Origin of the sequence: Adhaeribacter aquaticus DSM 16391 (genome assembly GCF_000473365.1) — a bacterium.
GTDB classification, from domain to species: domain Bacteria; phylum Bacteroidota; class Bacteroidia; order Cytophagales; family Hymenobacteraceae; genus Adhaeribacter; species Adhaeribacter aquaticus.
Genome location: NZ_KI421517.1, coordinates 1,732,745 through 1,754,771, shown reverse-complemented (window position 1 = coordinate 1,754,771; position 22,027 = coordinate 1,732,745). Strand labels below are relative to the sequence as shown.

The following is a 22,027-nucleotide window of genomic DNA, read 5'->3' as shown; positions in this document are numbered from 1 at the left end:
CTTTTTGGTATTAAAACGTAAGGGAAATAAATTTTATACCTACGTATAAATCTATGATAACCTTATCAGAATTTAGGCTAAAAAGCAAAGAAGAGCAAATGTGCTTCCTTTTCGACAAAGCAAGCAGGATAGGCCAGCGTAAAAAGGGGAACAATAATATTGTGCTTTATTATTTACAAGATTTTTATGTTGAGTTGTGGGTTACTACCTTCCAAGAAGAAGTGCATATAACCTTAGAGTATTTTCCAGATGCTCAGGTTCTTTATTTGTATACCGAGGAGTCAATGATTAGAAAGGTTGGCTAATAATAGAGAAACGGGCTCCTAGGTTATTACAGTTATATAGGGGCTATAAAAAAAGGTAATCAGAAACTGATTACCCTTTTTGTACTGTCCACCAAATTAAATAATCTCTTATTGTAATTTATACAAATATAACTTTCTTTTACATATTGTCAATATTACAATAAATATTTTTTAATATATTTTTTTTGAGCGAACAGATGCTCATAATAAAGTAATTATAAAGCGTAAGGAGGGCAATTTGTCTTTTAAAAAGGAACAAAAGACAAAAAGATAGTTTCTGTTTGAACAATAGCTGTAGAGTTGAAGTTAGTTACCGGGTAGGAAAATTAGGTGTATAGGAGAAAAAAGAAAGCCAGCTGGTGGCTGGCTTCTTTCAAAAATCAGGTTCCCCAAACCTCGTAGAAAGATTGATGGCATTCCTCTTTAATATGGGGAGGTAAATCTGAATCTTCCCGGAAAGAAAAAGTTGGTTTCCCTCCATTATTATGCAACTGGTAATGATTATGTAACCGGTCGTATTCATCATGGCCGGTTGAAGATTTTCGGTTCTTAAAAAAATCAGCATGTCGTTGTTCAATTTCATCTAAACGACCCTGAAAAGTATTGTAATTTTCCAGATTCTCTTCACCAAAAAGCATTTCAGCTGCTTCACGGGTAGCTCTCTGGGCTCCACTGGTTTCATCTATTTTATACATAGTTCTTAGGTTTAAGATTCACATATTGTTATACGGATAAAATATTTAATTAAGCCAGATTAAATTTTTAACCGAAATGAGCCAAACAAAGGGTAACCATCCCGGTTACCCTTTTTCCTTAACACCAAATAAAACACCTAGTATAAAAAGTAACTATTTAAAGTTTGGTACTGGTAAAAATAAGTGTTAATGATATTTATAACAAGCTAGCATTTAATAATATAACACATATTAATATTGGATTCCGCTGTTGTTAGTTACCATTTTAAGTAAGTTTAAAAGGTTATAAGTGGAAGTTATGTAGGTACTCAATAGCTCTTTTAGAAGATTTGGATGGTAGGATAATTTATCTGAAAAAGGGGCAGACAAAATTTTCAGAAGAAAAAATTAAATAGGGTGTGGGGCTTCAATTCTAATCCTGTATTACCTTTGCCATCTTCATAGCTAAACACTATTTAGCAAACAGATCGATGTACGAACATTTTCAACAGATTATACAGAATCCGGTATCCTCTTTAGCAATCATTGCTAACCTCATTATTATTGAAAGTTTACTTTCTGTAGATAACGCCGCCGTTTTGGCTACCATGGTAATGGATTTGCCTAAACACCAAAGGCAAAAAGCGTTACGCTATGGCATTATTGGGGCTTATGTATTCAGAGGGCTTTGTTTATTATTTGCCACTTTTCTTATTCAGATATGGTGGTTAAAGCCGTTGGGTGGCCTTTACCTTTTTTACCTGGCTTTTGATTATTTTAAAGGTAAAAGTACCAAAGATGAAGCGGATGATCTTTTAAATAAAAATGAGCATTGGCTTTATAAGGCTACTGTAGGATGGATGAGCCAGTTTTGGGCTACCGTAGCTTTGGTAGAAATTATGGACTTAGCCTTTTCTATTGATAATGTATTTGCCGTGGTTGCTTTTACGGATAATATTATTTTAATCTGGGCAGGGGTGTTTATTGGTATTTTAGCCATGCGATTCGTGGCGCAGTGGTTTGTAAAACTTATGGGTAAATATCCTTTTCTGGAAACGGCTGCATTTGTAGTAATTGGGTTTTTAGGCTTAAAATTAGGGTTATCTGTGTATGAGCATTTCCGCCCAAACGATCAATTCTCCAAGTTCTTAGGTGGGCATATCGCCGACTGGGCTACCTCTATGGTTACAGTGTTAATATTTTTGGTACCATTGCTAACTTCTCATTTTTTCAATTATCCGCGTAAAACCAGTAACTTTTAATTTGCTGAAGAAAACGTGACCCATAAAAAAAGCCTGATACAATCAGGCTTTTTTTATGGGTCACGTTTTACATATTATTTGTAGATTTCATTAAGCAACCCGGCCAATCGGATGCCAGCCTGCACCAAACGTTGTTGTACAGTGCCAAAGTTTTGGTAGGAGTACCGGTAGCTTAGCTTATTGTTTTCAGGTAAGGTATAAACCTGCGGGTCAAGCGACCTTGATTCATCAGCCCAATTCCTGATGGAGGTGGATTGCCATTGCTTCTTTTGGGCAGGCGATGGCAGATCCAAAAAATCAGCCAGCTCGCTAAAACTTAAATTCTTGTCATCAATCATATAAGTGTCCCAAACGCTGTGCAAATTAGTAGGGCGGCCAAACCATTCTACCTTAACCCCATTTCCGCCCGAGTCGTTACGAGTGCCGGCATGTAATGGCTGATGGATATCACCTACTAAGTGCACCAGGTATTTTATATATTCCTGTTCTTGCTGAGCAGTTAAGGCGCCTCCTTTTAATCCAGCTATTAATTCCTCCACCTTCATAATGATATCGCCTTTCGGATTTTTCTGCGTCTCCTCATATTTTTTATCGGCCGGTATGGTTACCCAATGCCAATCATGGGTATGGTCATAAGCTGCATCTGATTTAATATCATCCATCCAGGTAGAAACTTCTGCCAAAGAATTGTTTTGTAAAATAGCTAAAACTTTTTTCCGGGCCTTTTTATTCAGGTGTTGTTCTGCTACTAATCCTACTACCCGATGGCCTGTTTGGCCCCAGCCAAATGCCTGACCAATGAACATAGGAACCAGTAAACAAAAGGTTATTAGTTTTTTCATTAAAGTTATTTATAGAAATTTTGGTTTATTACAAAAGAAAGTAATTTTTAAATGAAAAGTTTATTTTTAACTAAAAATTTTAAGGTTATTGTTTAATGAATCTAAAATTTATAACATATCAGGTAGAGGGTTGAATTTCTTATAGGAACTATTTCCCTAAAGTACCTAGATTAAATATAGTTAAATAGCTATTTGAGCCTGTATTTATCCATAATAGAAAAGACCTCCTGCTGATACTATATCAACGAGAGGTCTTTAAAATATTTTTCCTTAAAACCAAGATTACTTAGCGCAAGAGGTCGAATTTTACCAAAGCCAGATCGGACAAATTACCTTTCCTCTGTTTTGAAGCTTTAAGCCCATAACTATTTCATGGCTGCCAGCGCTATTGTAAGTAAGGGCAGAAGTTGTAATGTCATAAGAATAGCCCAGGCTAAGCAAGGAACTAATGTTAATGCCTGCCATGCCAGCAAAAGCATCTCCTTTTCGAAGAGAACCTCCTACCCAAACCCGGTCAGCATAAGTTGCCTTAAGGTTTAAATCAACTGATACTGGACTAGGAGTTGCGTAATTAACCTGAAATGACGGAATAACGGCAACTTCGGGATTCACTTCTATACGATAACCTGCTGTGGCGACAAAATGCTTTTGTAAATTTCCGGAACCGTTAAAAGTTACCTGGGTTTCTCTGGTTCCGGTATCGCGTAACAACTGCGATCCCGAAACGCCAACAAAATAGTTTTTAGAGTATAGCCACAAACCAACATTCAAATCCATTTTCAGCTCATTGATATTATTATCGTAAAGGGTCGGATCGTTTTGGTTACGAAGGTGCACCATCTGAGGGTTTAGGTTATATTGTAGCAAACCGCCCGAAACGCCGGCCGAAATTTTTGTTTTGCTATTTAGAGGTAAATGGTAGGCATAGCTGGCATTTAATAAAGTATTCTGTAACGGACCAGTTTTATCCGCCTGGGCTACTACGCCAAGCCCATGGTGTGGCCTGGCTCGTTGTCCGATACCGATTCGTTTTATTTTAATATTTCGGTTCCGAACGGTGGAGGTAGCAATATCCGTCTTGTTTAAAGGGGTATGAGCCGTAACATAAAACGTACTTGGGGCACCTTCTAATCCTACCCATTGCTGCCTAAAGCCAACTTTCACATCGGTGTAATCTTCTATACCCGACAAGGCCGGATTGAGTAGATAATTATTTAGCATGTATTGGCTAAAATGAGGCCGTTGCTGCGCCATGGTGGATACTGACATGAATACCGCGGCTATTAAAAGATAAATGTGTTTCATGTAAATTTTATTTGATGATGGTTACACTTCCGGAGATTGGCTTTTCTCCATTATTCAGGTTGATAGTATAATAATAAGTGGCTACTGGTAAATCCTTACCGTTTAATCGGCCATCCCAAGGCTGTTTATACCCAGTGGAGGTGAAGACATTGTTACCCCAACGATTGAAAATCTGCACCTGGCAATTTGGGTACATTTCAATGTTTGGAATTTCCCAGGTATCGTTTAGCCCATCTCCATTTGGAGTAAAGCCATTGTAAACGGTTATGGTTGGTAAAACAGTAACGGTGACCTCATCAGTAGTAACGCAGCCTTCAGCGGTAGTAACGGTTACTTTATAGGTCGTAGTGGTTTTAGGCGTAGCAACCGGATTGGCAATGCTTGGATTACTCAATCCTTCGGCCGGGAACCAACTGTAGGTGACACCACCGGTAGCCTGCAATTCAGCAAACTTATCAGGGGTAATGGTAACATCCTGACCAGCATTAGCAGTAGACTCTTTTACATTTACCTTAACAGCTACCCTTGCGCTGGTACAACCTTGTAAGCTGGCTTGCACATAGTAGGTTTTTTCGGTATTTAGTACAGGGGTGGTAAAGTTAGAACCGGTAAATATTGGGGTACCACCGGTTGCAGCTGTAAACCATTCGTACTTAAGTTCGGCACTGTTGATAGCCGGATTGCCACTTTGGGCAACCAGTACGGTATTGGTATTCGGGCAGATAGGCCCCTGTGCTGCCACCTGTACTACTGGAGTCGGGTTTACGGTAACTTTAACCGGATCGCTTACGATGGAATTACAGCCCGGAGCGCTGGCGGTTCTCCTGAACCAGGTTGTTTTATATAAAGCACCCGGCGCATAATCAGCATGATTATTAATGCCCGGTACGGTTACATAGTTTCTGCCGTCGGTGCTGCTTTCCCAGAGGTAAACTAAACTAGCATTGCCACCATTTGCCGTCATACCTTTTATAAGAGAAGGTATGCTGCCGGCACAAATAGTTTGTTCTCCTGAAATAATGTTATTGGTAATCTGGCCGGCAACCGTAACTTTAATTACCTGAGAGTAACTTACGTTACCACCAGAGGTTACTTTGCGGCGGAACCATGTTGTTTGTTTTAGGGCACCTGGTTGGTGATTCTGGCCGGTAACATCGCCTGCGGCAGTCATAAATCCACCTGTAGCACTTACCGTACTGCTCTCCCAAATAAAGTTATAGGTGCCGTCGCCGCCAGTTGGTTTTGAGCCTGTTAATACGCCAGGCTGGTTATTTATACAGATACTTTGCTCGCCTTCAATGGTATTCTCAGAAACCAACGGGTTAATGGTAATTTCTACGGTGCTGCTAATGTTGGAACAGCCACCAGAGGTAACAATGCGCCGGAACCAGGTAGTTTTAAGTAAAGCCGGCGGTGCGTAATTCTGTAAATTATTAGTGCCGACAGCCGGAGCAAAATTTACGTGATCAGTGCTGCTTTCCCAGGCATAAGTATAGGTGCCATTTCCTCCTTTAGGTACAACTCCACTTAACGGTGCCGGGGTAGAACCTGCTTTAATATATTGGTCACTGGCTATTAAGTTGCCAATAATATTGGCGTTCATGGTCACTTTTACTACTTCACTAACATTTGCCTGGCACGGACCAGATAAAACAGTGCGGCGGAACCATGTTGTCTGGCTTAATAAACCCGGGGCATAATCAGCGGTATTATTAATACCGGCAGCAGCGGCAAAACCAGAAGCCGGACCGGAGGTGCTGCTCTCCCAAAGATAGGTAAAGATGCCATTACCGCCCGTTGGGTTAGAACCAGTTAAGGTAGTGGCTGTGGTTCCCACACAAAGTTCCTGATCTTTAGATAAGATGTTGTTACTAATGGCAGGTGTAACCGTAATCTTTACAGCATCCGAAGTGCTTACCTGACAAGCGGCTGCACTTACTTTTCGGCGGAACCAGGTTGTTTCTGTTAAAGCGTTAGGTTGATAGTTTTGTCCATTATTAGTGCCCGGAGCTGGCAGGAACGTTACGTTATCAGTGCTATACTCCCACTGGTACATATACTTTTCGCTGCCGCCAACTGGTAAAGTTCCGGATAAAGCAGCTGGCCTGGCGCCGGCACAAATAATTTGTTCACGGCTTATGTTGTTGTTTGAAATAGCAGGAGTAACAATTATTTGTATAACCTCACTCTTATTGCTTGTACAAGTACTGCTGCTTACTATCCGGCGGAACCAGGTAGTTTTGGTAAGGTATCCAGGGGAATAATCTTTTTCTGCATTAGCCCCTGGGGCCGGAGCAAATCCTTCTGTTGCCCCAGCAGTACTTACTTCCCACAGGTAGGTATACGTTTCGTTGCCCCCGGTTGGAGTAGAGCCAGTTAAAATATTAGGTACCACATCCAGGCAAAGGGTTTGGTGGCCGGCGATAATATTATTGGTAATGGCCGGTAGCACCTTAATTTCAATGGTATTGCTGTAGTTAAAGCAATCCTGAGAAACTACTTTTCTACGGAAGAAAGTGGAATGGGTAACCGCACCTGGTTGGTAGGTTAGGCTTTGGTTATTACCTGTGGCCGGCGTAAAGCTCACGCCATCCTGGCTGCTTTCCCATAAATAGGTGTACACACCTGCTCCACCAACCGGATTAGTACCGGATAAAGTATTGGCTACTTCGCCGGAGCATATCTGCTGACTGCTGGAGATGGTGTTGTTGGTGATTTCCGGCAGTACGGTAACCGTTACGGCTGTACGTTGTGGATTTACGCACCCGTTGCTGCTGCTACTTTCTACATAATAGGTAGTAGTTTTGGTAAGAGCAGGGGTGGTAAAGCTGGCGCCGGTAGCTAAAGCGGTAGTACCCGTTTCGGTGCTGTACCAGTTAAAAGTTGTGGTGCCGTTTACAGTTGCTACTAATTGGGTAGCCGAATTAACACAAATAGTTTTAGCTGTTACTACCGGAGCGGCTGGCATTGGCTGTACCGTAATTTTAATAAGGTTACTTACTAACTGGGCACAAGGGCCGGAAGTAACAGTTCTTCTAAACCAGGTAGTTTTTGTTAATAAACCGGGTGTATAGGCTGCCTGGTTATTCGTGCCAGCTGCCGGTGAAAACGTAATATTGTCCTGGCTGCTTTCCCATACAAACGTATAGATGCCATTGCCACCCACCGGAGAACTGCCCGATAAAGTTGCGGCGGGTTTGCCTTCACAAATTACCTGATCAGCCGAAATGGTATTGTTAGTCAGAACAGGTAAGACTTTAATTAGAATAGCCTCACTAATATGTTCATCACAGCTGCCTGATTTTACTACTCTTCTAAACCAGGTATCCTGGGTTAAATTCTCAGGAGTAAAATCTTTTGAATGACTATTGGTCTGAATATCAGAAAAGGAAACATTATTTGTGCTGCTTTGCCAGGTATAAGTATAGGTGCCGGTACCTCCGGTAGGTGCCGAACCAGTTATTGTTTCAGCTTTGCTGCCAAAGCATATTGTCTGGGCAGCGGCAATAGTATTGTTATCAATAACCGGTGTTACCGTTACCGTAACTGCTGTCCGCGGGCTCACACAGCTTTCAATTCGTTTCTGAACGTAATAAGTGGTGGTGGTTAAAAGTGCAGGTGTGGTAATTTTTGCACCGGTGAATACCAGTTCGCCACCGTTAGCGGCCGTATACCATTCATATATACCTTCAGTTTGGCCTTTAACAACTAAATGAGCTGGTTGACCGGCACAAACAGTTATACCATCTAATTCTGGTGCTAACGATAACGGATTAACCTTAATTTCAATGGTATTGCTGTAGTTAAAGCAATCTTGAGAAACTACTTTTCTCCGGTAGATAGTGGTATGGGTAACTGCACCAGGTTGGTAGGTTGGATTTTGGTTATTACCTGCGGCCGGCGCAAAGCTCACGCCATCCTGGCTACTTTCCCATAGATAGGTATACACACCTGCTCCACCAACCGGATTAGTACCGGATAAAGTATTCGCTACTTCTCCGGAACAAATCTGCTGACTGCTGGAGATGGTGTTATTGGTAATTTCCGGCAGTACGGTAACCGTTACGGCTGTACGTTGTGGATTTACGCACCCGTTGCTGCTGATACTCTCTACATAATAGGTATTGGTTTTGGTAAGAGCAGGGGTGGTAAAGCTGGCACCGGTAGCTAAAGCGGAAGTACCTGTTTCGGTGCTGTACCAGTTAAAGCTAACACCCGCAAGAGGTTTAGGCGTTAAAGTGGCGGTGCCATTTAAGCACACTGTTACCGAAGAAACAGAGGCTACCTCTGGTAATGGGTTTACCTCAATTTCAATGGTGTTGCTGCTAATATTGCCGCAAGGCAAAGAACTTACTTGCCGACGAAAATAAGTTTTTTGAGTTAAAGCGCCAGGCTGATAATCTTTATCCTTGTTGGCCCCAGGCGCCGGCGAAAAGGTAATATTATCGTGGCTGTATTCCCACAAGTACGTAAATGCACCATTGCCGCCTGCTGGTTCAGAACCAAGGATTTTATTAGGGGTTAAGCCACTACAAATTGTTTGGGCAGCTGAAATGCTGTTATTTGTTATGGCAGGAGTTACCTTTATAACTACTTCATTACGGGGGCTGGTGCAGCCATTTACTGTTGTTTGTATATAATAAACAGTTTGTTCTGTAATGATAGGAGTAGTAAACGTTGTTCCAGTTGCCAGTGGAGTGCCGCCAGTTAGGGTGCTAAACCATTCAATTTCTCCCGGTGAAGAAGTGGTTAGGGTAGTGGTGGTATTGGCACAGATTAAGGCTCCCTTCACAATAGGAGCAGCAGGTATTTCTTTTATCTGTATTTCCTGTTCTGCTTTTACAGATGTACCACATTCATTTACAATGCTAACGGAAACAGTATAAGTGCCAGGTTTGCTAAAAGCTATTTCGGGGAAAGGAGAGGAGTTATTGGAGTTAACATAGCTCGCTCCTTTATCCGGACCTTTTATTTCCCAGTGGTAGCTAACATTGCTGGTATTGTTTAAATTATAAACCGGGCTGTGAAGAGGATTAGAGGAATCAAACAAAATGGTTTGCGGACCACAGTATGCCTGAGCAGCCGGTAAAGTAACTGTAGGTAAGTCTTTTATTTTAACATTGGTTTCCTTGGTACTGGTGCCACAGATATTGGTAACAGTCAAGGAAAGTACATAGTCACCGGCTTGGGTAAAGTCGAAAACAGGGTTAGCAGATGTTAAAGAACCACTGGTTATGGTAAAACCCGATGCCGGCGTTATTTTCCATTGGTAACTGATGGCATCACCCGTAGATTTGTCTAGTATTGATAATTTAGCAGGAGCACACCCGCCTATTGGGTTTAACAAGGTGCTAAAATCAGCAACCGGCTTAGCCAGTATTTTTATGTCTTTAGTAGTTCCGTCTGATTTACAACGGGTATTGGCATTGCGCGGAGAAACCATTAGGGTAATGGAATAATCGCCTGCTTTGGAAAATAAAATTACCGGGTTAGCAGAAGTTTCGTTTGTTCCTTCGGCAAAAGACCAGCCTGTGTTTGATGAAATTTCCCATTTCCGAATATAGTCTGCATTATTTGGGTTAGTTGAACCCGCATTATAACCAGCATTTGATTTATCAAATAACCTAACCAAAGTGTTCTCGCAGGTTTGGTTTTCCGGATCCATGATAAAGTCGGCAACCGGACCAGAGGAAATCCTGATTGGACCGGCAGTTACTGTTGAAGATAAACAAGCATTCGTAGCTGTTGCGGTTAAGGTATATCCGTTTGGTTTGTCTTTAGAAGCTTTTGTAAAAACGTGGGTAATGGAAGATGGCAAATCTTTATGCGAAAATATTAATGGGGGTGTGCCATCATCAAACTGAAATATATAAACAGTAGAAAGGGAGTTATTTTGGGTGCCAGAAATAGGAAATGTAAAAGTAGCCGGGGCGCAATCCAATGTGTTACCAGGCGTACCAACTGTTAAAGCCGGAAAGCTTCCGTTGTATACATTGTATGCTTTGGTAGTAGAGCATCCATCGGCCCCTTTTACGGTAAACTTTAAGGAAAATGTTCCCAGAGCTTTGTATTCGTGGGTAAACTTATGAAAGGTTTTGTCAAATGTATTGACGGTTCCGTCTCCCCATTCAATGGTGTAGCTTTGGTTGGTTTCCATGGTTTGGGAACCGTTAAGAACCTGCAAAGTATAAGAGGGCTCGGAAAAAGAGGTGCAATTAACAAAAGGCTTATCCGGGTCATTAGGATAAGCATCTATTAAAGTAGCATCTGCGGAACAATTTTGAGCATAGGCCTGAGGTAGCCCAATAACTAAAAGTATAGGCAATAGCAGACCTATTACAAGTCTTTGAAACTGACAATTCATCTGAATAAAATTTAAGATTTAGGTTAAACTAAACGGGATGTTTTATTAAGATTAGTTGTTAGTTATTTGTAAAATGCAAAAAATAGTATGGTAAATTTTTTTCATAAGTTTAGTTTTAATATTTATTGGACTTTTGCTTTAATTGTAACTTTATTAATGAAACAAGAAATATGATGTAAGCCATTTAAAAGTATTAAGGCCTTTAAATTTCTTTAGAAGCAATTTTAAACAATTAATAGTTCCAAAGTTTAAATTTAAAATTTGTATTATTTATAAAGTAGCTAGGTGAGTTACTACCATTTTTAAAGTTGATAGATTTATTTTATTAAAATAATCAAATTTTAAAAAGGTTTTATTTTACAGGAAAATTTATAAATGTACTTATTTCGGATAAATATTGATTTTTAAAGTTAGTTCTTGGCTTTAAGATTTTTTGTGGAGGAGAATTCTTATATCAATTCCTTTGCTTTCAATAGGTGAAAATGTCTGATCTTCGTAGGTTGAAGCTAAAACAGTCAAATACTAAATCTGGTAAGAGGTTCTAGGGGTATACTTTTAATTTCTGAATACTTTGAAGACGATTAAAAATTCCTTTAGGCAAGACTTCAGGTAGTTGTTATGAGGTGTATTTTTTAAGTAAGAGAAGTATTCCATTAACCAATAAAAAGGTATGAAAATTTGGATTTAATTAGTTAGCGGGTCAATGATCTGAATTGATTGGATTTTATTCTAGATTTTTCTTTTTAGCGTAACTACTCTGATTATGTTTTCGCCATTACGCTTAAGGACCAGTAGTATCCGGAAGTTTTCTTTTAGCCGGAACAGGTTATATATTCTATTTAAATCCAGGGTATGGCCGGCTGAGCCATTTAAGAAAATGATTTCATCGCCTTTTTGAATGTCTCCTTCTGCTGCCGGTGAGCCGGGAACAACCCGGCTCACAAAAAATCGGTTAAAGTTCTGTCCTTGTGCAATTACTTCAAGCCCGCCCATATCATGCTCAAAGGGTTGTTTAAAATTCCGGTTTGGTTTTAAGGTTAACAGGCTTCTAGAGTAATCAATGATAACATGAAACCGTTTTAAAATATCGTTGCCAATGTTCCCATTCCGGTCAGTAATATTTACTTTGGCCCCAACATCGGAGTGATCGGGGAAGGAGGCAATGACGTTGTTTAAAGCATATTTGCCTAAGTTAATATTTTTAATCCGGCCGATATACCCGTTAATGCTCCCATTTAGCCCGGTCCCTAATAAAGCCCGAATAGAAGGAGTTGGAATTTGTATATTGGAATTGGAATTAGTTTCGAGCGAAAGGGCATGGCCGGCTCCGGTATCCAAAATTAGTTTAGATGTAATTTGGGCATTGTCAGAGAAAGTGGTTAAGGTTCTTAAATAAGGTTTATTATCCTCTAATTCAAATGGGATTTGCTGACCATGAGAAGGTTTGTATTTAAAAGTTTTAGGCTCGTAAAGGGTCATGGTAGAGGTAGTAAAATCAAATTTCACTACAAAACTGCTGAAAAACTGATAACCCAAAATGCCATCAATGGGCATGCCTACAAACGAAGAAAGGTTAAAAATATCCTCTGAAATGCCTGTTAATAAAACATTATTAGCGGTAGCTCCTTGTATGGCTAATTTGGTATGCGGAAGCTGATAGGCTTTTAACTCATCTATAGAACTTCCGGCCCCGGTAACATAAATCCGGGATCCTTTTTCCATTCCTAAACTATCCAGTAGTCGGGGGTTTGTTATTAAACCTATCCCTAAACCCGTATCAATTATAAAATTAAAAGGACCTTTATCATTTACCTGAACAGGCAAAATAATTAAGTTGCGGTGAAAGGTAAACTTTAAACTATATTGCTTTTTGCCCTTATGTAATTTAAAAAATTGTTGGGCGTGGCCAGAGACGTTAAATTGGGTAAGAAAGAAAAATAGAAGGCAGCAATATTTTATAAGGTTAAAAGCCTTGGAATGCTTGTTTGCTTCCGGATAACTACCCGCTACCATAGACTTTTAGGTTAAATTTTTTAAAATTTATTTAAGGTAGTATTGTTTTATAAATAGTATTTAATTTAAGTATAAAAATGTAATAAGAGGTAATAAACTTTATGTTTTTTACCTCTAAATGTTACTTTTTTGGTAAAAATATTTCTGCTAACATACATCGGGCGCTGCCTCCACCGATGTGCTCAATGGTATATAAAGGTGTAGCCAATATTTCAGTATATTTTTCAATATTTTCAATTTGTTTAGGATTAAGAGCTTTATAAGCCTGCTCCGACATAATAAGAAAATGCTTGCCCTCGTGGTTATGAACTTGGAGCATGTTACCTGCAAATCTACTTAACTGATCCAGCGTTATTTCTACCAATTCATGTCCGGTCCGGCTTAAATTATCTAATACAAGTCTCCTTTCTTCTGGATCATGAATGGCCTCTGAACAAATAACAGCAAATTGACTACCAATGCAGAGCATGACGTTGGTATGGTAAATTAATACAGAATGTTGATCATAAGCATGAAATGCTATCGGCTTGTATTTAAAAGTGTCACAAAATATATGAAGGAGAACTAAATCAGTTCGGGGGGAAATGCAGGCGTACGCAAATTGGTTTTCATGATCAAGAATAATACTGCCGGTGCCTTCTAAAAATTTATCTTCTTTTTCAAATAAGCTAAAATCTATAAGATGGTTTACCTGATAATGCTGTTTTAGAAGGTCAAGTATATCCTGGCGCCGCTCCATTCGTCGGTTGGGGGCGTGCATGGGGTAAAGCGCAATTGTGCCATTCTGGTGCATAGTAATCCAGTTATTGGGAAAAATGGCATCTGGTTTCTCTGGCGCCTGGGTATCATCAATTACCAGTACTTGTATGCCCTTGGCTCGTAATAAAGCTACAAACTTATCAAACTCAGCTAAAGCATTTAGCCTTATTTGTTCCGGTGTTAATTCCTGGAGTTCCTGCTGAAAGGCATTAGATGCGGCTGTTTGCGTATTATAGGCAAAACTTGATGGCCTGACCATCAAAAGGGCAGAAGTAGTATGCATTGGATTTGGAAACTGGTAACAGCGTAAACTAAATTCTCAATGAAAATTAAAGGCAGCCCGCAGCAGCGGCTGACTCATACACCGGGAACCGCCTCTGGCCCGCGACAATTCATCGGAAGAAAGCTGAATAAGGGTATCTTGTATCGCATCAGGCGTGGCTTCGCCGGTGTCAAACCGCCGAAGCAGTTCAGTGGCTGTTACTACTTCAAATCCTTTGGGCATGTTGGCTGGTAATTCCTTGCCTTGTTTTCGGTAGTGATTTGCATAGGCATTCCGAAATTCTGCGCTAGTGGTGGTGTTCCGGTCATAGCCAATTACCACTCCTTCGCGCAAAGCCAGTAAATTGCAACCGTCCGTCCATTGTTCCCGGTCGTCGTCTGGAAAATTGCCGCCTCCGCAATAAATTATTATAACATCTTCCGGAGCGACTTTAAAATCTATAATGCTTATTTGCCGCAATAAATGCTCTAGCCCCCGTGGTTTTTGGGCGCAGGCAGGTAAATTTTTACTAGCTAAATCCTCGTTTAGTTGCTGGTAATCTTCGGTGGTAGTAAGCAGGTAATTATGATCTGGCGAATAATCTTTTCGGTGTTTATGCCGGTAAAACTGAAAGATCTGAATTTCTTCAAATAAAGAGTCTTCTTTGTGATGATACAGTAAATGGTGGTAATCTACTTGTTTGGCTTCTTTTTGCTTTTTTAATTCTTCGGAAAACTGCCCGTACATTACCCATACATTTCGTTTTACCTGCGTAAAAACCGTATCAATGTGCATTTGTTCCCGGCGTTGCGGTATTTTAACAACCGTTATTAAATCTACGGTTATGTCTGGCAAAGCAAATATTTTATGGATAAAGCCATTCACGGCACTAGCAGATGTTCTTTCGCTGCAGCCAATTACCACATGCCCGGGACTGACAACCATAATGTCTCCACCCTCTATAGAGACTTTGTTTTTACGTTGCTCCTGTTCGTCTAGCAAAAAGTAGCCGCTGTCTTCAATAATCTCAATCACCTTTTTTTGATCGTCCTTAAAGAAATCATAAAGCGCCATGTACTTTATAATGAGCGATTCGCGGTTTCTGGCTTTTTTGCATGCCCGGCTAAGCAGGTAATGATCTTGGATAACAACTCCAATATCCCGGGTAAATACCAGGTTCGGAATCGGGGGAAATAAAAACTTATTTAAATCTGGCGTACTTAAGTCTTTGGGTAATAAACCGGTTATTAGCGTTTTTGCTAACTGTTTCGGTTCTAGTTGGTGTAATTGTTGTTCTGTTTCAAAACTGCATTCTTCTATAGCACAGACAGCTGATATTAGTTTTATCCGGGTAGGGTTTAACTGGCCGTCTGGGAGTTTTTTTGCTAATAGAGTGCTTAAAACGTATTGTACATCTAATACTTTGTCAGAATTAAAGTAATTAGCGTCCGCCGGGTTCAGGCAATCGTTGCCGCTTAAGGTTTCCCGGCAAACTTTTTCTTGTTGTTTAACTAGTTCAATTTTTTCCGGGTCAAGAAAGTAAAGCAGAATTTTTATGTACTCATCAAACTCTTTTTTCATGGAGTCTAGATGCACAATATCGTCGTACATCCAATCCTGAAATTTGGTAGGAATAATTTTCCCAATTCCTATATCTGGCCGATGGATCATAATTCGTTTTAGCTGACCAATTTCGGAGTCAACAAAAATGGCTGATTTTTCGGATGGGTCTTCCATAAATTCCAATTTACATAATTTTAAACTTGTTGGTTTTAAGAAATACTAAGGCAGGCAATAAATGTTACTGTTTTAATTTTACGAAGAAAGAAATTTAATTTGAGAGGAATTATGGCCTATTTAGGTAAAAATAATATCTCACGTTAATCTTTCTTAGAAATGTAGCCGTAATAGGAGTATTCTTTTTTAATTAAACAGGAGGATATATCATGAGTAGCAATAAAAGAGGTGTAGAAGATCATTTTATTCCGTCTTCGGGAAATAAGGTTGTAGAAAAGGACGAGAAGGGTAATATAAAAATTCATACCGAAGGACCTACCGTACAGGCAGATGACACCAAGGTACAAGACGTTAACCGGGCCTTACCACAAGGAGGTAATCCGGTGGGGCGTGGTCAATCGCAGCATAATTCTGTATCAGGAGGTAAATCCTTAAAAGGGAATAATGCCCGAAGCAATCCACCAAGTGATAAAAATCATAACTAAACAAAAAAGCCGGATCTATGACAGATCCGGCTTTTTTGTTTAAAAATCCTGTTTGAGCCAAAGCTTAAAATTCTCTTTTTGCTCAGAGGTAGCTAGAGGCATTTTTTGTATTTTGTACTTTGGGTAATATGTTTTGCTGTCAGCTTGCAACTTAACTTTACGTAATATTTTATTACGGAAAACTGTTAGCTCTACCTCTTCCAGGTTTGTAAGTAAATCTTCCAGATTGCCTTCTACCTTTCTGTTATGGATAGCTATTAGTTCATCATCTAAAGCTAAAGCTTGGGCTGCCGGTGAAGCCGGAGCAATAGCAGTTACCTGTACTACATTTTCTTTTAAAAATGTTTTAAAACCAAATACAGCTTCAGAAGAAAAAGCACTTTTCTCTGTGGCCAAATAACAGCCCACATAATGAAGAGCATTATTTAGTGGCTCCTGCATAGGGGCTGTGCCCTGTATAAAGTCAGTAAAATATTGCTTGAAGGACGTTTGAGCAACCTCATTAACCAGGTTTTCATAATCTGCTTCTGTATAGCCAATCCCAGTTTTACCAAAATTCTGCCACAAGCGCTGCATTACTGTATCTAACGTTGCTTTATTATGAGTTGCTCTCCTTATTTCCAAATCTAATAAAAGTGCTGTTAGTGCTCCTTTGTTATAAATAGAGACTTTTCGATCAGGTATGCCAGGTTTATAACCATCCAGCCACAGATCGAAAGACGACTCTGCTACTGAATAATGTTGATGACCATAGTCATTAAAATGCCTGCTTAGTACGCCATTTAGTTCATCAAAATATTCTTCTGTAGAGATAACCCTAGCCCGGGCCAGTATATAATCGCCGTAATAAGTGGTAATGCCTTCTGCTATATAGCCTGTTCGGAAGTAATTCTCTTTAGTAAAATCGTATGGCATCATTTCTTTGGGCCGAATTTTTTTAATATTCCAGGTATGAAATAATTCGTGGGAGCTAATGCCAAGTAGTTCTTTATACATGGCGGGGTTCATGAGTTGCTCACCGGGGCCCAGTGTAATAACGGTAGAGTTGCTATGTTCAACGCCATGGTAGTGGGAGTAAGGTAAAATCTGGTTCAGGAAATGGTATTCAGTAACTGGGAAGTCACCGAACAGGCTAATTTGCTCTTGTGTGAATGCTTTAAAATCTGTAGTTATTTGTTCCCAGTTTGGTTTGCAATCTCCTTGTATCCAGATATGAAATATTATATTATTTACGTTATAGTCTTTATGCTCTAAATCAGAACTGGCAATAAACGGACTATCAACTAACTGGTCATAATTTTCTGCACGTAAAGTGTTTTTGGCAACAGCTGGTAGTCCGCTGGCTATTTGATAGTTTTCAGGAATAACTAATAATAGTTCCGTTTCTTGGTGCCCTTTACCAACAACCTCTAATAGGCAGTTAATTGGGTTTACATATAGTTGGGTTTCATCTACCCAAGAGCCGCCGGCGTCCATTTGCCGGGCGTAAAAGTTATAAAAAATAATAATTTCAGTTGTTTCGCCTGCGGCAACTTCCCAGCAATCTTTGGTGATTTTTTTAAAGGGCACTGGCTTATTTGCCTGGTCAAGAACTGAAAAGTCCTGAATTTTTTGAGCAAAGTTTTGCAGCTCATACCGCCCGGGCCGCCAAGCCGGCAATTGTAAAAGCAGGGGAGCTGATCCTGTGGTAGAAATATATGTTTTTACCTGAATAAAAGAACTTAGTGGGTTATTATATGATATTTCGTAGCGAACCATTTGTTAGTTTTTTATTAACTTTGCAATATTATCAGAATAAACGTTAAGCCTGATTAGAAGTAAATATTCCAAATAATTATTAGGAATGGTTTTGTATTTTACGAAAATAACACTAATTTTGCAGGCCATAATAAAAACATAGGTGTAGTAACGATGAAAAGAACATTCCAACCATCTCAGAGAAAAAGAAGAAATAAGCACGGATTCCGCTCAAGAATGGAAACAGCTAATGGCAGACGCGTAATCGCAAGCAGAAGAGCCAAAGGTCGTAAGAAATTAACTGTTTCTGACGAGAAAAGACATAAGGCTTAATCTTTAAAGGTGCTTTTGCTAGCAGCAGAGCATACTATGGAATGAGCGCTGCACCTGGCCATCCTGAAAGAGACAATATTTCCTATAGTTTCCCGAAAGAAGAACGCTTACACAGTAAGAAGCTAATAACTGAGCTTTTTAGTAAGGGTTCTTCTTTTAATTTATATCCCCTCCGGTTTGTGTACCTAACTAATCCGGAACCTGTAAGTACGCCGCCGCAGATCCTGGTTTCAGTTTCTAAAAAATATTTTAAAAAGGCCGTAGATCGCAACCGGATTAAACGGCAAATGCGGGAAGCTTACCGCCTCCAAAAACCCTTCTTTTTCCTTAATAACAGCTTTAAAATATACACTTTAGCTATCATATATATAGGTAAAGAAAAAAATCCTTTCAATATTATCAGAAAAAAACTAAATTCAGGTTTAGAACGTTTGCAAGGTAATTAGCTGTAGTACCTTTCTCCTTAACTCTAAACATTATGCTCAAGAAAACTTTGGCCGGCCTGGTAGCTTCTGCCTCCGTTGGATTTCTGTTTGCCTTTACCCCTGATGATGGCCGTTTTTTTGATATTGCCAAAAACCTAGACATTTTCGCTACTGTTTTTAAGGAAGTTAATACCTATTATGTAGATGAAGTTACCCCTTCTAAGTTGATGAAATCAGGTATTGATGCAATGCTTAAATCTTTAGATCCTTATACTAATTATATTCCGGAAGATGATATCGAAGATTTTCGAACCATGACTACCGGTCAGTATGGCGGAATAGGGGCAAGTATTGGCAAGCGTAATGGTAAAACTATTGTACAATTGCCTTATGAAGGATATCCTGCCCAAAAGGCTGGTTTATTAGCAGGCGACGAGATTACTAAAATAAACGGTGTAAATATTGAGAAAAAAAGCGCGAGTGAAGTAAATAAATTACTGAAAGGACAGGCTAATACCATTGTAAAGCTGGAAGTGAAACGGTTTGGCCTTGATAAACCGCTAGCGCTCGAAATTACCCGGGATAAAATTCAGATTGATAATGTCCCTTATTATGGAATGGTTACCAATGATATTGGCTATTTTCAATTATCGGGTTTTACCATGGATGCAAGCCGGGAAGTAAAAAATGCCATCCAGAAATTAAAAGAACAGGGAGCTAAGAAGATAATTTTTGATTTACGGGATAATCCTGGCGGGTTATTGAATGAGGCAGTAAATATATCTAATTTATTTATTCCCAAAGGCCGGGATATTGTAAGTACCAAAGGTAAATTAGCAGAACGCAATCGGGTTTATAAAGCTATTGATGATCCTATTGATACTGATATACCCATTGTAGTTTTAACCAGCAGTACCAGTGCCTCTGCTTCAGAAATTGTTTCGGGAGTAATGCAGGATTATGACCGGGCTGTATTAGTGGGTGAACGCACTTATGGTAAAGGATTAGTGCAGGAAACCCGACCGCTTTCTTACAATTCGCAGTTAAAAGTTACTACTGCCAAGTATTATATACCAAGCGGCCGTTGTATACAGGCAATTGATTATTCGCACCGGAACGATGATGGATCACTTGGTAAAATTCCGGATTCGCTTCGCGTTGCATTCAAAACGGCAAATGGCCGGGTGGTTTTTGATGGCGGAGGAGTTAGTCCGGATGTAGAGGTTAAAGAGCGGGAATATTCCCAGATCGCTAAAACTTTATTAAATAAAGGATACTTTTTTGACTATGCTACCAAGTTCAGATCAGAAAATACTAGTATAGCCAAACCTAAAGAATTTCATTTATCTGATGCCGAGTACCAGAAATTCGTAAGTTTCTTAGCCAATAAAGATATAACATATTCCACGGGGGTAGAACAGGCAGTAGCTGACTTAGTAAAGAAATCAAAAGAGGATAAGCATTTTGATGACCTTAAGAATGATATCGAGGTAATTAAGAAGAAAATATCTACTAATAAAGCAAATGACTTAATCCGGTTTAAAGATGAAATCCGGGAATTATTGGAACAGGAAATAGTATCACGTTACTATTTTCAAAAAGGTTTAATTGAGGCAACTTTTGATGATGATCAAAATATTTTAACAGCTATAAATGTTCTTAATAACCAGGATAAGTTTTACACTTACCTAAAAGCGGATGCCTCTAAAAAGAAATAAAAATGTAAAGGTTTATATAATGAAAAGGCTGGAATCAAACCAGCCTTTTTGTTTTTAGTGAATAAAACTTTTACTGCGTACCTTTGTGGCTTATTAAGCTTCTTTTATATAATATGGCTTTCCTTTTAGCCCTTGAAACGTCTTCTACCATTTGCTCGGTAGCCCTTTTCAAAAATGAGCAACTATTAGGTTTGTCAGAACTGCAAATAGAAAAGTCTCATTCTTCCTATATAACTAAACTAATAGAACAACTTCTGCAGAATTGCCAGGTAGAAATTAAAGATTTATCCGCTATTGCTATTTCTGGTGGACCGGGCTCTTATACAGGTTTAAGAATAGGAAGTTCTACGGCTAAAGGTTTGTGTTTTTCTTTAGATATTCCATTAATTCAAGTGTCTACGCTGCAAGCAATGGCTACTGAGGCAATAGCCTTTACGCCTAAGGCTGAAGAATATTATTTTTGCCCCATGATTGATGCCCGCCGCTTGGAAGTATATACTTGTTTAGTAAATGCTGCACTGGAGGAAAAGGTGGCCGTAGCCCCAGTAATTTTGGAGGAAGGGTTGTTTCAGGATTATTCGCAGGAAAAGAAAATAATTTTTTTAGGTAGCGGATCAGAAAAATATAAAGATTTAGTTACCAATAAGGAGCAGATGCTGTTTTTAGACAATATAAAGCCAACAGCACAAAGTATTGGCAGATTAGGGTGGCTAAAATTTTTGCAAAAAGATTTTGAAGATGTAGCCTATTATGAACCCTTTTATTTGAAAGAGGTTTATATAACAACAAAAAAGAATTAAACCGAAAGGGCAAATAACATGTCTGAATTAATAAATAAAGTAGCACAGAGTGCGTTGGTTACAATAAACCTGGAGGATTTAATTCATCCGGGTGAGCGCGTAATTTATGATATAAAAGAAAACCTTTTTATGGGTTTAATTTTAAAGGAAAAGAATTTCCGCGATTTTATCAAGGAAAATGATTGGTCGGCTTATGCAGGTAAAAATGTAGCTATAATAAATTCAGCTGATGCCATAGTCCCGACTTGGGCTTACATGCTACTGGCTACCAAGTTGAAGCCACACGCTAACCGATTTGTGTTCGGAGATTTAGATGCATTAGAACAGGCGCTTTTCCAGGATGCTTTCGCAAAAATTAACCCGGCTAATTATCAGGATGCTAAAGTGGTAATAAAAGGTTGTGGAAACTTGCCGGTACCAACTTATGCCTATGTAGAAATAATGCACCTGTTATTACCCGTGGCCAGCAGTATCATGTATGGCGAACCATGTAGTACAGTGCCAATATATAAAAAACCGAAAGCCATATAAAATTTTGAAGAGAAAGCAGCTAGAGATAAACCTTAGCTGCTTTTTTTTATTTAGCAGGTTAAAGAGTAGGGAAGGAGTAGAGCAGGAAAAGCGTGACAACTGATCCTGTAAAAGAAAAAACAAGGTGGTTTGGTAAAAAAAGTTGAGCCGTTAACACCTTCATTAGCAGATGAAGAAGAGGCTGGAACGGCATAAGAAACAGGAAAAGCAAGCAAGGGTGCTTGTTTACCGGAGGAAACCTACTACCTTTGTGCAACCAAATCAGCAGGAGGCGGAAACAGAGCGGCTGCATAACCAGCAGGAATAAAAAAAGTTTAAATTTTTTGCTAACAATGTGAAAAAGCTTTCTTATCTTTGCAACCGTTTCCAATGAAAAAGAGGTTTAGGGTTTTTAGAGCAGGAAAAGAAGAGAAAGTCTTCTGAAAAAAATAAAAAAACTTTGCATAGAAGTTTGCGGGTAGAAAAAATATTACTA

At 39.4% G+C, this 22,027-nt stretch carries 17 protein-coding genes; 9 read left to right on the top strand and 8 right to left on the bottom strand.

Translation table 11 applies throughout. The annotated features are described in order from the left end of the window. The first annotated feature begins 53 nt into the window (after positions 1 to 53). On the top strand, positions 54 to 305 hold the full coding sequence (locus ADHAQ_RS0109820) for a hypothetical protein (RefSeq protein WP_026462777.1): 252 nt from the start codon (positions 54 to 56) through the stop codon (positions 303 to 305). Positions 306 to 685: 380 nt separating this feature from the next. On the opposite strand, the gene ADHAQ_RS0109815 is transcribed toward ADHAQ_RS0109820, so the two are convergent. Continuing rightward, positions 686 to 1,000 (bottom strand): hypothetical protein, encoded by a 315-nt coding sequence (locus ADHAQ_RS0109815; protein ID WP_026462776.1) that lies wholly within the window; start codon positions 998 to 1,000, stop codon positions 686 to 688. Positions 1,001 to 1,470: 470 nt separating this feature from the next. Here ADHAQ_RS0109815 and ADHAQ_RS0109810 point away from each other — a divergent pair, with 470 nt between their 5' ends. Then, entirely contained in the window at positions 1,471 to 2,241 is a 771-nt protein-coding gene (locus ADHAQ_RS0109810; RefSeq protein WP_026462775.1) for a TerC family protein, read from the top strand. Between the two features lie 74 nt (positions 2,242 to 2,315). Here ADHAQ_RS0109810 and ADHAQ_RS0109805 read toward each other — a convergent pair whose 3' ends face one another. The 6 genes from ADHAQ_RS0109805 to ADHAQ_RS25205 all read right to left on the bottom strand — a co-directional run bounded on the left by ADHAQ_RS0109805 (position 2,316) and on the right by ADHAQ_RS25205 (position 15,523). Then, positions 2,316 to 3,083, bottom strand: coding sequence for a S1/P1 nuclease (locus tag ADHAQ_RS0109805; protein ID WP_026462774.1), 768 nt, complete (start codon positions 3,081 to 3,083; stop codon positions 2,316 to 2,318). Between the two features lie 306 nt (positions 3,084 to 3,389). Beyond that, complete coding sequence (locus tag ADHAQ_RS0109800; RefSeq protein WP_026462773.1) at positions 3,390 to 4,388, bottom strand: PorP/SprF family type IX secretion system membrane protein; 999 nt, start codon at positions 4,386 to 4,388, stop codon at positions 3,390 to 3,392. 7 nt (positions 4,389 to 4,395) lie between these two features. Further along, a complete protein-coding gene (locus ADHAQ_RS0109795; protein ID WP_026462772.1) occupies positions 4,396 to 10,752 on the bottom strand; it encodes an Ig-like domain-containing protein in 6,357 nt (2,118 codons plus the stop codon). Positions 10,753 to 11,481: 729 nt separating this feature from the next. Next, the gene (locus ADHAQ_RS25210) at positions 11,482 to 12,765 is read right to left on the bottom strand and encodes an aspartyl protease family protein (protein WP_051359830.1); all 1,284 of its coding nucleotides are present in this window, start codon (positions 12,763 to 12,765) and stop codon (positions 11,482 to 11,484) included. Positions 12,766 to 12,886: 121 nt separating this feature from the next. Continuing rightward, on the bottom strand, positions 12,887 to 13,807 hold the full coding sequence (gene ctlX / locus ADHAQ_RS0109785) for a citrulline utilization hydrolase CtlX (protein WP_026462771.1): 921 nt from the start codon (positions 13,805 to 13,807) through the stop codon (positions 12,887 to 12,889). 36 nt (positions 13,808 to 13,843) lie between these two features. After that, positions 13,844 to 15,523: an arginine deiminase family protein gene (locus ADHAQ_RS25205; RefSeq protein ID WP_034256720.1), complete on the bottom strand. Its 1,680-nt coding sequence runs from the start codon at positions 15,521 to 15,523 to the stop codon at positions 13,844 to 13,846. Between the two features lie 209 nt (positions 15,524 to 15,732). Between ADHAQ_RS25205 and ADHAQ_RS0109775 the strand changes: the two genes are divergently transcribed. Beyond that, positions 15,733 to 16,008, top strand: a complete 276-nt coding sequence (locus tag ADHAQ_RS0109775) for a hypothetical protein (protein ID WP_026462770.1) — start codon at positions 15,733 to 15,735, stop codon at positions 16,006 to 16,008. A 39-nt stretch (positions 16,009 to 16,047) separates the two neighbouring features. On the opposite strand, the gene ADHAQ_RS0109770 is transcribed toward ADHAQ_RS0109775, so the two are convergent. Continuing rightward, positions 16,048 to 17,766 carry a M61 family metallopeptidase gene (locus ADHAQ_RS0109770; protein WP_026462769.1) on the bottom strand — a complete coding sequence of 573 codons (1,719 nt, stop codon included), beginning with the start codon at positions 17,764 to 17,766 and terminating at the stop codon, positions 16,048 to 16,050. A gap of 153 nt (positions 17,767 to 17,919) precedes the next feature. Here ADHAQ_RS0109770 and rpmH point away from each other — a divergent pair, with 153 nt between their 5' ends. The 6 genes from rpmH to ADHAQ_RS28075 all read left to right on the top strand — a co-directional run bounded on the left by rpmH (position 17,920) and on the right by ADHAQ_RS28075 (position 21,859). Continuing rightward, positions 17,920 to 18,078, top strand: coding sequence for a 50S ribosomal protein L34 (gene rpmH / locus ADHAQ_RS27625; protein ID WP_071781106.1), 159 nt, complete (start codon positions 17,920 to 17,922; stop codon positions 18,076 to 18,078). A 41-nt stretch (positions 18,079 to 18,119) separates the two neighbouring features. After that, positions 18,120 to 18,524: a ribonuclease P protein component gene (gene rnpA, locus ADHAQ_RS0109765; protein WP_084523800.1), complete on the top strand. Its 405-nt coding sequence runs from the start codon at positions 18,120 to 18,122 to the stop codon at positions 18,522 to 18,524. A gap of 32 nt (positions 18,525 to 18,556) precedes the next feature. Continuing rightward, positions 18,557 to 20,221, top strand: coding sequence for a S41 family peptidase (locus ADHAQ_RS0109760; protein ID WP_026462767.1), 1,665 nt, complete (start codon positions 18,557 to 18,559; stop codon positions 20,219 to 20,221). A 113-nt stretch (positions 20,222 to 20,334) separates the two neighbouring features. Then, complete coding sequence (gene tsaB, locus ADHAQ_RS0109755) at positions 20,335 to 21,021, top strand: tRNA (adenosine(37)-N6)-threonylcarbamoyltransferase complex dimerization subunit type 1 TsaB (protein WP_026462766.1); 687 nt, start codon at positions 20,335 to 20,337, stop codon at positions 21,019 to 21,021. Positions 21,022 to 21,039: 18 nt separating this feature from the next. Next, positions 21,040 to 21,552, top strand: coding sequence for a DUF2480 family protein (locus ADHAQ_RS0109750; protein WP_026462765.1), 513 nt, complete (start codon positions 21,040 to 21,042; stop codon positions 21,550 to 21,552). A 169-nt stretch (positions 21,553 to 21,721) separates the two neighbouring features. After that, positions 21,722 to 21,859 (top strand): hypothetical protein, encoded by a 138-nt coding sequence (locus ADHAQ_RS28075; protein WP_157433389.1) that lies wholly within the window; start codon positions 21,722 to 21,724, stop codon positions 21,857 to 21,859. The last annotated feature ends 168 nt before the right edge of the window (positions 21,860 to 22,027 follow it).

Coding starts and splice junctions, on each gene's coding strand:
- ADHAQ_RS0109820 (WP_026462777.1), top strand. CDS start 54: ATGATAACCTTATCAGAATTTAGGCTAAAAAGCAAAGAAGAGCAAATG.
- ADHAQ_RS0109815 (WP_026462776.1), bottom strand. CDS start 1,000: ATGTATAAAATAGATGAAACCAGTGGAGCCCAGAGAGCTACCCGTGAA.
- ADHAQ_RS0109810 (WP_026462775.1), top strand. CDS start 1,471: ATGTACGAACATTTTCAACAGATTATACAGAATCCGGTATCCTCTTTA.
- ADHAQ_RS0109805 (WP_026462774.1), bottom strand. CDS start 3,083: ATGAAAAAACTAATAACCTTTTGTTTACTGGTTCCTATGTTCATTGGT.
- ADHAQ_RS0109800 (WP_026462773.1), bottom strand. CDS start 4,388: ATGAAACACATTTATCTTTTAATAGCCGCGGTATTCATGTCAGTATCC.
- ADHAQ_RS0109795 (WP_026462772.1), bottom strand. CDS start 10,752: ATGAATTGTCAGTTTCAAAGACTTGTAATAGGTCTGCTATTGCCTATA.
- ADHAQ_RS25210 (WP_051359830.1), bottom strand. CDS start 12,765: ATGGTAGCGGGTAGTTATCCGGAAGCAAACAAGCATTCCAAGGCTTTT.
- ctlX (WP_026462771.1), bottom strand. CDS start 13,807: ATGCATACTACTTCTGCCCTTTTGATGGTCAGGCCATCAAGTTTTGCC.
- ADHAQ_RS25205 (WP_034256720.1), bottom strand. CDS start 15,523: ATGGAAGACCCATCCGAAAAATCAGCCATTTTTGTTGACTCCGAAATT.
- ADHAQ_RS0109775 (WP_026462770.1), top strand. CDS start 15,733: ATGAGTAGCAATAAAAGAGGTGTAGAAGATCATTTTATTCCGTCTTCG.
- ADHAQ_RS0109770 (WP_026462769.1), bottom strand. CDS start 17,766: ATGGTTCGCTACGAAATATCATATAATAACCCACTAAGTTCTTTTATT.
- rpmH (WP_071781106.1), top strand. CDS start 17,920: ATGAAAAGAACATTCCAACCATCTCAGAGAAAAAGAAGAAATAAGCAC.
- rnpA (WP_084523800.1), top strand. CDS start 18,120: ATGAGCGCTGCACCTGGCCATCCTGAAAGAGACAATATTTCCTATAGT.
- ADHAQ_RS0109760 (WP_026462767.1), top strand. CDS start 18,557: ATGCTCAAGAAAACTTTGGCCGGCCTGGTAGCTTCTGCCTCCGTTGGA.
- tsaB (WP_026462766.1), top strand. CDS start 20,335: ATGGCTTTCCTTTTAGCCCTTGAAACGTCTTCTACCATTTGCTCGGTA.
- ADHAQ_RS0109750 (WP_026462765.1), top strand. CDS start 21,040: ATGTCTGAATTAATAAATAAAGTAGCACAGAGTGCGTTGGTTACAATA.
- ADHAQ_RS28075 (WP_157433389.1), top strand. CDS start 21,722: ATGAAGAAGAGGCTGGAACGGCATAAGAAACAGGAAAAGCAAGCAAGG.